The sequence below is a fragment of the Streptomyces sp. NPDC059009 genome, from assembly GCF_042740175.1.
Classification (GTDB): Bacteria; Actinomycetota; Actinomycetes; order Streptomycetales; family Streptomycetaceae; genus Streptomyces.
The window spans coordinates 73,232-85,967 of record NZ_JBHYJB010000023.1 but is presented as its reverse complement, the minus strand read 5'-3'; the positions used below and the strand labels follow the sequence as shown (position 1 = coordinate 85,967).

General features: G+C 72.4%; 9 protein-coding genes and 2 pseudogenes. 6 read left to right on the top strand and 5 right to left on the bottom strand.

Annotation, left to right across the window (positions count from 1 at the left end; genetic code table 11):
- Window positions 1-138: 138 nt before the first annotated feature.
- Window positions 139-1,803 carry a urocanate hydratase gene (gene hutU / locus ACFWYM_RS23100; RefSeq protein ID WP_384840219.1) on the bottom strand — a complete coding sequence of 555 codons (1,665 nt, stop codon included), beginning with the start codon at window positions 1,801-1,803 and terminating at the stop codon, window positions 139-141.
- 141 nt (window positions 1,804-1,944) lie between these two features.
- Between hutU and ACFWYM_RS23095 the strand changes: the two genes are divergently transcribed.
- Entirely contained in the window at window positions 1,945-3,324 is a 1,380-nt protein-coding gene (locus tag ACFWYM_RS23095) for a diaminopimelate decarboxylase (protein WP_384840372.1), read from the top strand.
- Window positions 3,325-3,437: 113 nt separating this feature from the next.
- Window positions 3,438-4,814, top strand: coding sequence for an APC family permease (locus ACFWYM_RS23090; RefSeq protein WP_384840216.1), 1,377 nt, complete (start codon window positions 3,438-3,440; stop codon window positions 4,812-4,814).
- A 103-nt stretch (window positions 4,815-4,917) separates the two neighbouring features.
- On the opposite strand, the gene ACFWYM_RS23085 is transcribed toward ACFWYM_RS23090, so the two are convergent.
- Window positions 4,918-5,751 (bottom strand): MurR/RpiR family transcriptional regulator, encoded by an 834-nt coding sequence (locus tag ACFWYM_RS23085; protein WP_384840213.1) that lies wholly within the window; start codon window positions 5,749-5,751, stop codon window positions 4,918-4,920.
- Window positions 5,748-7,292, bottom strand: a complete 1,545-nt coding sequence (locus ACFWYM_RS23080) for an aromatic amino acid ammonia-lyase (RefSeq protein ID WP_384840210.1) — start codon at window positions 7,290-7,292, stop codon at window positions 5,748-5,750. The genes ACFWYM_RS23085 and ACFWYM_RS23080 overlap by 4 nt, the downstream gene beginning before the upstream one ends.
- 167 nt (window positions 7,293-7,459) lie before the next feature.
- On the opposite strand from ACFWYM_RS23080, the gene ACFWYM_RS23075 reads away from it, so the two are divergent.
- The 3 genes from ACFWYM_RS23075 to ACFWYM_RS23065 all read left to right on the top strand — a co-directional run bounded on the left by ACFWYM_RS23075 (window position 7,460) and on the right by ACFWYM_RS23065 (window position 10,343).
- Window positions 7,460-8,890, top strand: a complete 1,431-nt coding sequence (locus ACFWYM_RS23075; RefSeq protein WP_384840207.1) for a purine-cytosine permease family protein — start codon at window positions 7,460-7,462, stop codon at window positions 8,888-8,890.
- Window positions 8,891-8,961: 71 nt separating this feature from the next.
- Window positions 8,962-9,810 carry a carbonic anhydrase gene (locus tag ACFWYM_RS23070; RefSeq protein WP_384840204.1) on the top strand — a complete coding sequence of 283 codons (849 nt, stop codon included), beginning with the start codon at window positions 8,962-8,964 and terminating at the stop codon, window positions 9,808-9,810.
- Between the two features lie 98 nt (window positions 9,811-9,908).
- The gene (locus tag ACFWYM_RS23065) at window positions 9,909-10,343 is read left to right on the top strand and encodes a hypothetical protein (RefSeq protein ID WP_384840201.1); all 435 of its coding nucleotides are present in this window, start codon (window positions 9,909-9,911) and stop codon (window positions 10,341-10,343) included.
- 87 nt (window positions 10,344-10,430) lie between these two features.
- Here ACFWYM_RS23065 and ACFWYM_RS23060 read toward each other — a convergent pair.
- Window positions 10,431-10,796: pseudogene (locus ACFWYM_RS23060) on the bottom strand (SDR family oxidoreductase); the annotation flags it as partial.
- On the opposite strand from ACFWYM_RS23060, the pseudogene ACFWYM_RS23055 reads away from it, so the two are divergent.
- Window positions 10,719-11,006: pseudogene (locus tag ACFWYM_RS23055) on the top strand (transcriptional regulator); the annotation flags it as partial. The pseudogenes ACFWYM_RS23060 and ACFWYM_RS23055 overlap by 78 nt on opposite strands.
- A 259-nt stretch (window positions 11,007-11,265) precedes the next feature.
- Here the strand turns inward: ACFWYM_RS23055 and ACFWYM_RS23050 are convergent.
- Entirely contained in the window at window positions 11,266-12,663 is a 1,398-nt protein-coding gene (locus ACFWYM_RS23050; RefSeq protein ID WP_384840198.1) for a cystathionine beta-synthase, read from the bottom strand.
- Window positions 12,664-12,736: the final 73 nt, after the last annotated feature.

Here is a 12,736-nt window from a genome sequence, read left to right as displayed (position 1 = left end):
AGGTGGGCGGGCCTTGCGGGGGCTGCGCCCCCTGGACCCCGCCATCCGGGGCTCCGCCCCCGGCCCCGCCGTCGGCGCTCCGCGCCTCGTCCTCAAACGCCGGACGGGCTGAACCTGCTGAACCGGCTGACGAAGAACTCACGCGTCGTCACCCTCGCGCATCGGCACCCGCACACCCTTCTCGTCCGCGACCGCCTCCGCGCCTTCGTACCCCGCGTCCACGTGCCGGATCACGCCCATCCCGGGGTCGTTCGTCAGTACCCGGCGGATCTTCTCGCCCGCCAGCTTCGTCCCGTCCGCCACCGAGACCTGGCCCGCGTGGATGGAGCGGCCCATGCCGACGCCGCCGCCGTGGTGGAGGGAGACCCAGGAGGCGCCCGAGGCGACGTTCACCATCGCGTTCAGGAGGGGCCAGTCGGCGATCGCGTCGGAGCCGTCCAGCATGGCCTCCGTCTCGCGGTAGGGGGAGGCCACCGAGCCGCAGTCGAGGTGGTCGCGGCCGATCGCGAGGGGAGCCTGCAGCTCGCCGCTCGCCACCATGTCGTTGAAGCGTTCGCCCGCGCGGTCCCGCTCGCCGTAGCCGAGCCAGCAGATGCGCGCCGGGAGGCCCTGGAAGTGGACGCGCTCGCCGGCCATCTTGATCCAGCGGTGCAGGGACTCGTTCTCCGGGAAGAGGTCGAGGATCGCCTTGTCGGTCTTGTGGATGTCGGACGCCTCGCCCGACAGCGCCGCCCAGCGGAACGGGCCCTTGCCCTCGCAGAAGAGCGGGCGGATGTAGGCGGGGACGAAGCCGGGGAAGGCGAACGCCCGCTCGTAGCCCGCCAGTTGGGCCTCGCCACGGATCGAGTTGCCGTAGTCGAAGACCTCGGCGCCCGCGTCCATGAAGCCGACCATCGCCTCGACGTGCCGGGCCATCGACTCGCGCGCGCGGGTCGTGAAGCCCGCCGGGTCCTTGGCCGCCGCGTCCGCCATGTCCTCGAAGGCGACGCCCAGCGGGAGGTAGGAGAGCGGGTCGTGGGCCGAGGTCTGGTCCGTGACGATGTCGATGGGGGCCGACTCGGCGAGCATGCGCGGCAGCAGCTCCGCCGCGTTGCCGAGGAGGCCGATGGAGAGCGGACGGCGGGCGTCCCGCGCCTCGACCGCGAGCTGCAGCGCGTGCTCCAGCGAATCGGCCTTCACGTCCAGGTACTTGTGCTCGATGCGGCGCTCGATCGCGCGCGGGTCGCAGTCGATGCAGAGCGCCACGCCGTCGTTCATGGTGACCGCGAGGGGCTGGGCGCCGCCCATGCCGCCGAGCCCGGCCGTGAGGGTGATCGTGCCCGCCAGCGTGCCGTTGAACTTCTTCGCCGCCACGGCCGCGAACGTCTCGTACGTGCCCTGGAGGATGCCCTGCGTGCCGATGTAGATCCAGGAGCCCGCCGTCATCTGCCCGTACATGGTGAGGCCGAGCTGTTCCAGGCGGCGGAACTCCTCCCAATTGGCCCAGTCGCCCACGAGGTTGGAGTTGGCGATGAGGACGCGCGGGGCCCACTCGTGGGTCTGCATGACACCGACGGGGCGGCCCGACTGGACCAGCATCGTCTCGTCCTGCTTGAGGGTCCTGAGGGTGCGCACCATCGCGTCGAAGGAGCGCCAGTCGCGGGCCGCCTTGCCGGTGCCGCCGTAGACGACGAGCTTGTCGGGGTGCTCGGCGACCTCGGGGTCGAGGTTGTTCTGGAGCATCCGGAGGGCGGCCTCCTGCTGCCATCCCAGGGCGCTCAGTTCCGTACCGCGCGGGGCTCGTACGGGGCGGGGTCCTGACATGGGGTGCCTCCTCGCTGCGACTGTCACCACGACTGTGACCTTGTTATTCACATCCTGGTGGAGTGAATAGGGCTAGTCAATGGATACGGACGGCGGGCTCGGCCTTCGAATGGTTGTCTGGACCACATGGGCCTCGACGACATGACACAGCAGCTCGCTCGGCACACCTCCACCACGGACGCCCCCCTTCCGGACCTCGCCGCCCGGCGCGACCAGGCCGTCCGCGCCGCCGTGGAGCAGGGGCTCGTCGGGCCCGCCGTCCCCCTCGTGGGGCTGCTCGACGTCACCGGGATCCGGTCCGGCGCCGCCGCCCTGCGCGCCGCCTTCGACGAGGTCGTCGCGCCCGGGACGCCGGTGCTGCACGCCTTCGCCGTGAAGGCCACCCCGCTGGTCCCCGTCCTGCGGCTGCTGCGCGACGCCGGGATCGGCGCCGAGGTGGCGAGCCCCGGCGAGCTGGCCCTGGCGCGGGCGGCCGGCGTGCCCCCGGCCCGCACCGTCCTGGACTCCCCCGCCAAGACCCCCGCCGAGCTGCGCGAGGCCCTCGCCCTCGGCATCGCCGTGAACGCGGACAACCCGCAGGAGCTGGCCCGCATCGACGCCCTGGTCCAGTCGGCGCCCAGCCGCTCCCCGCTCGGCCTGCGCGTGAACCCGCAGATCGGGGGCGGCTCGATCGGCGCCCTGTCCACCGCGACGGAGACCTCGAAGTTCGGGGTGCCGCTGCGGGACGAGGGGGCGCGCGAGTGGGTCGTGCGGGCCTACCTGGACCGGCCGTGGCTGACCCGGCTGCACGCGCACTCGGGGTCGCAGGGCATGCCCCTGGAGAAGATGGTGCGGGGCGTCGCCGCCACCTACGAACTGGCCGAGGAGATCAACGAGCGGGCCGGACGGCGCCAGGTCGACACCGTCGACATCGGCGGCGGTCTGCCCGTCAACTTCGGTTCGGACGAGGAGAGTCCGACGTTCGCGCAGTACGCGCGCCGCCTCAAGTCCCGGGTGCCGGGGCTGCTCGACGGGCGGTACGGCCTGGTCACCGAGTTCGGGCGCTCGCTCCTCGCCAAGCACGGCACGGTCCTTGCGCGCGTCGAGTACGCGAAGGAGGCGGGCGGCCGCCGCATCGCGGTGACGCACGCGGGCGTGCAGGTGGCGGCGCGCACCGTGTACGCGCCCGAGGCGTGGCCGCTGCGCGTCGCCGCGTACGACGCGTCGGGGCGCCCCAAGAGCGGGGCGGCGGTGGGGCAGGACGTGGCGGGGCCCGCGTGCTTCGCGGGCGACCTGCTGGCGGAGAACCGCCCGCTGCCGGTCCTCGAACAGGGCGACTACGTCGCCGCGCTGGACACCGGCGCGTACTACTTCGCGCACCACTACTCGTACAACAGCCTTGCCCGGCCGGGTATCTACGGGTTCACGGCGGAGCCGGGGGGCGCGGCGAAGTTCGCGGTCGTACGGGCGGCGCAGACGCTCGACGAGATCGTGGCGGAGTCGGGCGGCGGCACGGACAAGAACGCCCTGCGCCGCCTCTGAGCCCCCCCCCGGCTGCGCCGCCCTCTCAGGCTCTGAAGTTCCTCAACTCCCGCATGGTGACCTGGATCACGGGCAATCCTCCCCCTCCAGGCACCTAGTCGGGGGAGGCTCCTGTGACCGCGTCGGACACGCCCACCACCGCACCACCGCCCGTGGCAGAACCCGCGCTGCACCGCGCCATCGGCCCCAAGCTGCTGATCCTCTTCGTGGTCGGCGACATCCTCGGCACCGGCATCTACGCCACCACCGGCAAGGTCGCGGGGAAGGTCGGCGGCGCGCTGTGGGTGCCGTTCGCGATCGGGTTCGTCGTGGCGATCCTGACGGCCGCGTCGTACGTCGAACTGGTCGGCAAGTACCCGAAGGCCGCCGGGGCCGCGCTCTACACGCAGAAGGCGTTCAAGACGCCGTTCCTGACCTTCATCATCGCCTTCATGGTGATGTGCTCGGGGCTCTCGTCCGCGAGCGCGGCGGCCCGCGCCTTCAGCGGCGACTACCTCGGTGAGCTGACGGACGACGCGCTGCCGCCGACCCTGATCGCGATCACCTTCATCGTGCTGCTCGCGGCGCTGAACATGCGCGGCGTCTCGGAGTCCGTGAAGACGAACGTGGTGCTCACCCTCGTCGAGCTGACCGGCCTCCTGATCATCCTCTCGATCGGCGCGTACGCGGTCCTGACGGGCGACGGCGAGCCGTCGCGGCTCACCGAGTTCGAGTCAGGGGGCGGCACCGGATACGCCCTGATGACCGGGGTGTTGGGGGCGACGGCGCTCGGCTTCTTCGCCTTCGTCGGGTTCGAGGACTCGGTGAACATGGCCGAGGAGACCAAGGACCCGGTGCGCACGTTCCCGCGTGCCATCTTCATCGGGGTCGCCGTCACCGGCACGATCTACGTCCTGGTGGCCCTGGTCTCGTCCCTGCTGGTCGACTCCAGGACCCTGGAGGGTTCGAGCGGCCCGCTCCTGGAGGTCGTGAAGGCGGGTGGCGTCGACTTCCCGCACAAACTCTTCGCCGTGATCGCCCTGTTCGCGGTCACCAACTCGGCGCTGATCAACATCATGATGGCCTCGCGGCTCTGCTACGGCATGGCGGGCGAACGCATCCTGCCGCGCGCGATGGGCCGCGTCCTGTCCGGCCGCCGCACCCCGGTCGTGGGCATCGTGTTCGTCTCGCTGCTGGCGATCGGCCTGGTGTCGACGGGCGAGATCGAGGGCCTCGGCGACACCACGGCGTTCCTGCTCCTGTGCGTGTTCGCGGTGGTCAACGTCGCGGTCCTGGTGCTGCGCCGCGACCCGGTGGAGCACCGGCACTTCCGCGCCCCGACGGCGCTTCCGGTGCTCGGCGCGATCACGGCCCTGATCCTGGCGAGCCCGCTGGCGGACCGCCCGGCCGAGGTCTACGTCCGGGCGGGGGTGCTGATCGCGATCGGGGTGGGACTGTGGGCGGTCAACAGGCTGGTGCTACGGGGCCGTTCAAGCCCGTCCGGCGATTGAGGACGAGGCCGTCCAACCGAAAAGGGGGTCTAGGGGCAAAGCCCCAGGAAGGGAGCCCCAGGGCCGCGGGAGCGGTCTCGGGAAGCGGCGGGCTCGGGGAAAGTCACTCCACGAACAAGCCCCGCGCAGCCGCCCCCGCATCGAACTCCTCCAACCGCGCCTGCGCGTCCGGCAGTCCGTCGCACATCGCCTCCAGCAGCACCCGCCCCAGCAGCATCGGGGCGCACGCCGTGTCGAAGGCGAGCCCGGTCCCCACGGCGGCGGGGAGCAGCAGGTCCGACACCTTCGCCACCGGGGCGAACGCCGAGTCCGCCACGGTCACCACCGTGAGCCCCGCCTCCCGCGCGTACCCGAGCGCGTCCACGACCTCCTTCGGGTGGCGCGGCAGCGCGAAGCACAGCAGGGCCGTGGCCCCCGCCCGCACCGCGCCGTCGATGCGGTCGGTCAGCATCGAGCCGCTCTCGTTGAGCAGCCGCACGTCGGGGTGGACCTTGGCGGCGAAGTAGGAGAAGCCGTACGCCTGGGAGGCCGCCGCGCGCAGGCCGAGGACGGGGAGCGGCCGGGACGCCGCGATCAGCTGCCCGGCGCGCTCCACCGGGCCGGTGTCCGCGAGGAGTTCGGCGAGGTGGCGGAGGTTCTCGATCTCCGCCTCGACGGCCTGCTGGTACTCGTTGGCCGTGGCCGCCGCCGCGGGCCCGGCGGGCGCCACGTCCCGCAGGTGGCGGCGGAGCGCGGGGTAGCCGTCGAAGCCGAGGGCGACCGCGAAGCGGGTCACCGACGGCTGGCTCACCCCGGCGAGCTCGGCCAGCTCGACGCTGGAGAGGAAGGGGACGTCGGCGGCGCGCCGCACCATGCAGTGGGCGATGCGCCGCTGCGTGGGTGTGAGGCGGTGCCCCTCGAAGAGCACTTGCAGTCGCGCGGCAGGGCTGTCGCTCATGCCGTTCCCCTTACTGCCGAATCCGAGCCGAAGTCCATGGTGCTGTCCGCCCCTGAGGCGTTCCCGTCCGCCGCCGAGGCCCACAGCTCCGTGAACCGGTCGAGGACCTCCGCGGCGGCCGTCACATCATCCGTCAGCGGGCGGTCCGCGATCTCCGCGCCCAGGGCCGACTCGGCGATGTCCAGGGCCCGCGCCACCGGCAGGCCCGCCTCCGGACGCAGCTCCCGCATCCGCAACGCCCGTACGGCGGCTACGAGTTCGCACCCCACCACCAGGCGGTACGCGCCGCACGCCCGCAGCGTCTGGCGGGCCGCGAGCGAGGCGAAGCTGGCCTGCTCCTCGACGCCGCGCGAGAGCACCGCGTGGCCGAGGGACGCGGGCGCCGAGAAGGCGCGCAGGTCACCGAGGGCCGCCCCGGCCGCGTACTCCAGGATCATCACGCCGGACGACGCCGGTTCGCCGTCCGCGAGGAAGGGCCGCAGGCGGGTGTAGGCGGGTTCGTTCAGGGTGGAGAGGCGGGAGGTCGACAGGCGGGCCGCCTGGGTCACCGCGAGCCGGAAGTGGTCCAGGGCCAGGGCGAGTTGGGCGAGGTAGAAGCCGCCGTGGTGGTAGGCCGCCATGTCGTCCGGGGAGATCAGGGGGTTCTCGGCGGCCGCGTTGATCTCCACGGTGAGGACGTCCTCCAGGGCGCTCGCCGCGTCCTGTGCGGGCCCGTGGATCTGCGGGACGCAGCGGAAGCCGTACGGGTCCTGGATCCGGCCCAGCGGCGGGGTCGGCCGGTCGGGGGCGCCGAGGAGGCGGCGCATGCGCTCGGCGACCGCGTAGGAGCCGGGGTGCCGCCGGGCCTCGTGCACGGGCAGCGCGTACGCCTCGTACGAGCCGTCGACGGCGAGCAGCGAGAGCGCGGCGACGACCTGCGTCGCGGCGATCAGGCCGCGCAGCTCGTGCAGGGCGAGCGCGGACTGGCCGAGGGTGAGGGCGTTGGAGCTGATGAGCGCCAACGCGTCGTTGTTGTCGAGGGGTTGGGGCCGCGGCGGGGTGCCCGCGCCCTGCCAGGGGTGTTCGCCGGCGAGGGCCAGGCCCAGCTGGGCGAGGGCGGCGATGTCCCCCGTGCCGACGGAGCCGAATTCGTTGACGCGCGGGTGGGCGCCGGTCTCCAGGGCCTCGCAGAGGGCCGTGACGACGGTGGGGCGCAGGCCCGCGCCGCCCGCGAGCAGCTGGTTGGCGCGGACCGCGAGCATCGCGCGGACCTCGCGGGCGGGCAGCTCGGCGCCGACCGCCCCGGCGTGCGAGCGCAGCAGGCGCAGGCCGTGGCCGGCGGCGGCCTCGGTGGGCACGTCCTCGGTGCGGTTGGCGCCGACCCCGGTGGAGCGGCCGTAGACGCGGCCCCATGCGGCGATCTCGCGCGCGGCGTTCCAGGACGTCTCGGCGCGCTTCATCGCGGCGGTGCCGGGGACCGGGCGGGCGGCCGAGTCGGCGAGGCGCACGACGTCGGCGACGGGGAGGCCGCGGCCGTCCAGGACAACGATCATGATGGACATTCCCTCCTCTGTCGGACAACGCATCGTGCCCACCGGGCATCTGTTACCGGCGATTTACGCACGCCCATTGACAATCTATTCAGCCACCAAGAACTCTGCATGACGATATACAGCCGGGCAAGGGGACTCCCCTCCGAGCCCGTGAGCGGCAGGGGGTGCCTGGGCGCATGGCGGCAGAAGACCTGGTGGAGCGCCGCTCCATCGACGTCGTCCCGGACGACGAACGGCACGGCACCGCGTTCAGCCAGTTCACGCTCTGGCTCGGCGCCAACCTCCAGATCACCGCGGTCGTCACGGGCGCCCTCGCCGTCGTCTTCGGCGGCGACGTGGTGTGGTCGGTCGTCGGCCTGGTCATCGGCAACGTCCTGGGCGGCGCCGTGATGGCCCTGCACTCGGCGCAGGGACCGAAGCTCGGGCTGCCCCAAATGATCCAGTCCCGGGCCCAGTTCGGGGTGCGCGGCGCCGTCGTGCCGCTGCTGCTCGTCATCCTCATGTACGTCGGCTTCTTCGCCAGCGGCAGCGTGCTCGCCGGGCAGGCCACCGCCGAGCTGACGCACACGAACCACACCACCGGCATCGTGATCTTCGCCGTCGTCACGGCCGTGATGGCGGCCGTCGGCTACCGCGTCATCCATGCGCTGGGCCGGGTCGCGAGCGTGATCTGCGCGCTCGCCTTCGTCTACCTCGGCATCCGCCTCCTCGACCGCGTGGACCTCTCGGCCCTCCTCCACGACGCCCACTTCGACCTGCCGGTGTTCCTGCTCGCCGTCTCCCTCTCCGCGTCCTGGCAGCTCGCCTTCGGCCCGTACGTGGCGGACTACTCGCGCTATCTGCCGCGCTCCACCTCGGCGAAGGCCACCTTCTGGTGGACCCTGTCGGGCTCGGCGCTCGGCTCGCAGTGGTCGATGACCTTCGGCGTGCTGGTCGCGGCGAGCGCCGGGGACGCCTTCCTCGCCAACCAGGTCGGGTACGTGGTCGGGCTCAGCGGCAGCAGCACAGGGCTGGTCGCCGCCTTCCTCTACTTCGTGATCGCGCTCGGCAAGCTCACCATCAACGTGCTCAACACGTACGGCGGCTTCATGTCGATGGTGACGAGCATCAGCGGCTTCCGGGGCCAGCGGGCGCTCTCGCCGCGCGGCCGGGCCGCGTACATCGCGGTGATCATGGTGGCGGGCACGGCGGTCGCGCTGCTCGGCAAGGACAGCTTCCTGAGCTCGTTCAAGGACTTCCTGCTGTTCCTGCTGACCTTCTTCACGCCGTGGTCGGCGATCAACCTGGTCGACTACTACCTGATCTCCCGCGAGCGCTACGACATCCCGGCCCTCTCCGACCCGCACGGCCGCTACGGAGCGTGGCGGTGGGACGCCCTCGTCGTCTACGCGGTCGGCCTCCTCGCCCAACTCCCCTTCCTCGCCACGCACTTCTACACCGGCCCGCTGGTGGACCCGCTCGGCGGCGCGGACATCTCCTGGATCGTCGGCCTCGCGGTCCCGGCGCTCCTCTACTGGGCGCTCGCCGGGCGGAACACGGCGCACATACCGGCACAGACGGCGCACGCCCCGGCTGCCGATCAAGAACCGGTCTCGGGCGAGCGATGATCCGACGACGAATCGGCCAAGGGCCGCCCAACAGCCACCGAGAGTGACGGACTCGTCCGTACGGTGAGTGCGTGCCGAACCGCAGGGCCTTTCTGACCGCGGCCACCGCCGCACTCGCCATCCGGCCGACGCCGACTACTGCCGCCACCTCGCACACGACTTCTGCCGACACCCCGCGCACGACGTCCGCCACGGCGCAGCGCGCGACTTCGGCCCGCGCCCGGACGGCCTCTCCCGCCGCCCCGGCCACGGCTTCCGCCGACGCCCCACGCACGACCTCTGCCACCGCCCCGCACACGACCTCTGCCACCACCCCGTACGCACCGTCCGCCGCTGTCCCGCGTACGGCTTCCACCCCCGCCTCCGCCGCCCTCGACGTCCTGCTCGCGGGCAACCGCCGCTATGCGACCGGGCGTTCACGCCATCCGCACGAGGGTCGCGCCGTGCGCCACGCGCTCGCCGACGGCCAGCACCCCCTCGCGGTCGTCGTCGGCTGCATCGACTCGCGCGCGGCGCCGGAGCTGGTCTTCGACCAGGGGCCCGGCGATCTGCTCTGCGTCCGGACGGCCGGGGCGTGCCTGGACGAGGCGGTGCTCGGCTCCATCCAGTACGGGACCGCCGAGCTGGACATCCCGCTGGTGCTCGTCCTCGGCCACGAGCGCTGCGGCGCCGTCGCCGCGACCCTCGCCCGGCTGCGCACGGGCGCCGCGATGCCGGGCCATCTGCGCCACCTCGTCGACGCGATCGCCCCGGCGGCCCGCTCCTGCCGCGGGCTGCCCGGCGACTGGGCCGAGCACACCCTCACGGCCCACACCACCCGGGTGCGGGACACCCTGCGCCGCGACCCCGCGCTACGGCCCGCCACGGTGGCCGCCGCCCGCTGCGACCTCGACTCCGGGCGGGTGCGGCTGCTGCCGTGAGGGCCCGCTTCAGGGGTGACCCCGGGGGGTGGGCCCCGCCACGAAAGGGGGGGTTAGCCCCACTGCCGACGGCGCCCCGGCTCCGTACCGTGGGAACCATGGAAGCTGCCCATGACTCCGCTGACTCCGCCGAGCTCAAGAAGGAACTCGACGCCGCTCTGCACGCCCGCAGAGAGCTCGGCGACGAGTACGAGTCGGCGCTGGTCGACTCGTTCCTGGAAAAGGTCGAGCAGCGCATCGACACCACCGTCGACCGGCGCGTGCGGCGCCAGCTCGCCGAGCAGCAGATGGTCGTCGCGCGCGGCGCCCGCTCACCGCAGCCGACCGACGGCTGGGGTGAGCGCTTCGGCTTCGGCCTGGTCTCCCTGATCCTCGCCATCCCGCTCTCCGCGATCGCCGCGGTCAACGCCCATCTGCCGGGCCTCCTGGTGACCTGGGTCGGCATCGTGGGGGTGAACGCGGTGCACGCGTCGGGCGCGCTGCCGCTGTTCGGCGGCCGCCGCCGCGAGAAGAAGTCGGAGTGGGACGACTGACCCACCCCGTGGCTCCCCCGGGGCTCACGCCTGCCGGGTCGGCAGGACGATCAGCCGACGCAGGTTCACATGGCGGGGGCGGCTCGTCGCGTACGCGATGAGGTCGGGCGTGAAGGCCCGGATGATCCGCAGGGCGCCCGCCACATTGGTGTCCAGCATGCGCTGCCACTCGTCGGTGCGGCCCGCCGCGATCGGGTTGGGCAGCATGACGCCCGCCGAGTTCACCACCAGGTCGACCGGGCCGAAGGCCGCGTGCACCTGCTCGGCCGCGGCGTCCACGGACGCCTGGTCGGTCACGTCGGCGGCGACGGCCAGCGCCGTGCCCCCGTCCGCCCCGATCTTCCCGGCCAGCTCCGTGAGGCGCTCCGCGCGCCGGACAAGCAACTGTGCGCGCTGGTCGGCGAGTTGTCGGTGCGCAGCGAGGACTTCCGCCGGCTCTGGGCCGACCACCAGGTCCAGGAGAAGACACACGGCGTGAAGCGGATCAGCCACCCGCTCGCGGGCGAGCTCACGCTCCCGTACGAGACGCTCCGCATGCCCGGCGAACCGGAGCAGCTGCTGGTGGTCTACACGCCGGAGCCGGGGAGCGCGACGGCGGAGCGGCTCGGGCTGCCGGCGAGTTGGGCGGCCACGCCCGCGGGCGCCGCGGGTACCGAGGGCTGAGGCTCAGGGCCTGAGCGCGGGGACCGCCGCACCCCCGGGATGACCAGGGGGCGGGACGACGGCGGTCCCCGCGAGGGACGCGGGCCGGGTCAGGGCCGGGCCTCGCATCCGGCGTCCGTGGAGGTCCGGGAGCCGCTCCGGAGGTCCTTGACGCCGACACCGAGAACTCTGCCGATGCCGTGTTAAGCGGGTGCTGCGCGGACGTGACACGTGCGTACCACTTCCGCGAAGTTCCCCGTCACCGGGTCAACGGCCGTGCCTACTGGCCCTGCTGAGCCGCGAGGAACGTCAGCAGGTCCTGACGGCTGACGACCCCGGTCGGCTTGCCCTCCACCAGCACGATGGCCGCGTCCGCCGCGCCGAGCACCGACATCAGGTCCGCCACCGGCTCGCCCGAGCCGACCTGCGGCAGCGGCGCCGACATGTGCTTCTCCAGCGGGTCGGAGAGCGAGGCGCGCTGGGCGAACAGCGCGTCGAGCAGCTCCCGTTCCACGACCGAGCCGATGACCTCGGCCGCCATCACGTCCGGGTGCCCGGCGCCCGGCTTCACGATCGGCATCTGCGAGACGCCGTACTCGCGGAGCACGTCGATGGCCTCGCCGACGGTCTCCTCCGGGTGCATGTGGACCAGCGAGGGCAGCACGCCGCCCTCCTTGCGGCCCATCACATCGCCGACGCGCGGCTGGTCGCCGGCCTCCTCCAGGAAGCCGTAGTCGTTCATCCACTCGTCGCTGAAGATCTTGCTCATGTAGCCGCGCCCGCTGTCCGGGAGCAGCACGACCACGACGTCGTCGGGCCCGAGCCGCTCCGCGACCCGCAGCGCCGCGACGACGGCCATGCCGCAGGAGCCGCCGACGAGCAGCCCCTCCTCCTTGGCGAGGCGCCGCGTCATCTGGAAGGAGTCCTTGTCGGAGACGGCGACGATCTCGTCGGTCACGCCCCGGTCGTACGCGGTCGGCCAGAAGTCCTCACCGACGCCCTCGACGAGGTACGGCCGCCCGGAGCCGCCGCTGTAGACAGACCCCTCGGGGTCGGCCCCGACGATCGTCACCTTCCCGTCGGAGATCTCCTTCAGGTAGCGCCCGGTCCCGGAGATGGTGCCGCCCGTCCCGATGCCCGCCACGAAGTGGGTGATCTTCCCCTCCGTCTGCTCCCACAGCTCGGGGCCGGTGGAGTGGTAGTGGGAGAGGGGGTTGTTGGGGTTGGAGTACTGGTCCGGCTTCCAGGCGTCCGGCGTCTCGCGGACGAGGCGGTCGGAGACGTTGTAGTACGAGTCCGGGTGGTCGGGGTCGACGGCGGTCGGGCAGACGACGACCTCGGCGCCGTATGCGCGCAGGACGTTGATCTTGTCGGTGCTCACCTTGTCGGGGCAGACGAAGATGCACTTGTAGCCCTTCTGCTGGGCCACGATGGCCAGACCGACACCCGTGTTGCCGGAGGTCGGCTCGACGATGGTGCCGCCTGGCTTGAGGTCACCGCTCTGCTCGGCCGCCTCGATCATGCGCAGCGCGATGCGGTCCTTCACGGAGCCGCCGGGGTTGAAGTACTCGACCTTGGCGAGGACGGTCGCCTGGATGCCCGCTGTCGCGGTCACGTTGTTGAGCTTCACCAGCGGGGTGTTGCCGACGAGGCTGATCATCGAGTCGTGGAATTGCACCGTTGTCTCCGGGCTGCGATGTAGTGCGACGGATTGGTGCGGTCAGCCTAAAGGGACCGCTTTCAGTTCACCT

Excerpts from the sequence above, each read along its gene's own strand:
- hutU (WP_384840219.1), bottom strand. The coding sequence starts at position 1,803 with ATGTCAGGACCCCGCCCCGTACGAGCCCCGCGCGGTACGGAACTGAGC.
- ACFWYM_RS23065 (WP_384840201.1), top strand. The coding sequence starts at position 9,909 with ATGGAAGCTGCCCATGACTCCGCTGACTCCGCCGAGCTCAAGAAGGAA.
- ACFWYM_RS23095 (WP_384840372.1), top strand. The coding sequence starts at position 1,945 with ATGACACAGCAGCTCGCTCGGCACACCTCCACCACGGACGCCCCCCTT.
- ACFWYM_RS23085 (WP_384840213.1), bottom strand. The coding sequence starts at position 5,751 with ATGAGCGACAGCCCTGCCGCGCGACTGCAAGTGCTCTTCGAGGGGCAC.
- ACFWYM_RS23080 (WP_384840210.1), bottom strand. The coding sequence starts at position 7,292 with ATGTCCATCATGATCGTTGTCCTGGACGGCCGCGGCCTCCCCGTCGCC.
- ACFWYM_RS23075 (WP_384840207.1), top strand. The coding sequence starts at position 7,460 with ATGGCGGCAGAAGACCTGGTGGAGCGCCGCTCCATCGACGTCGTCCCG.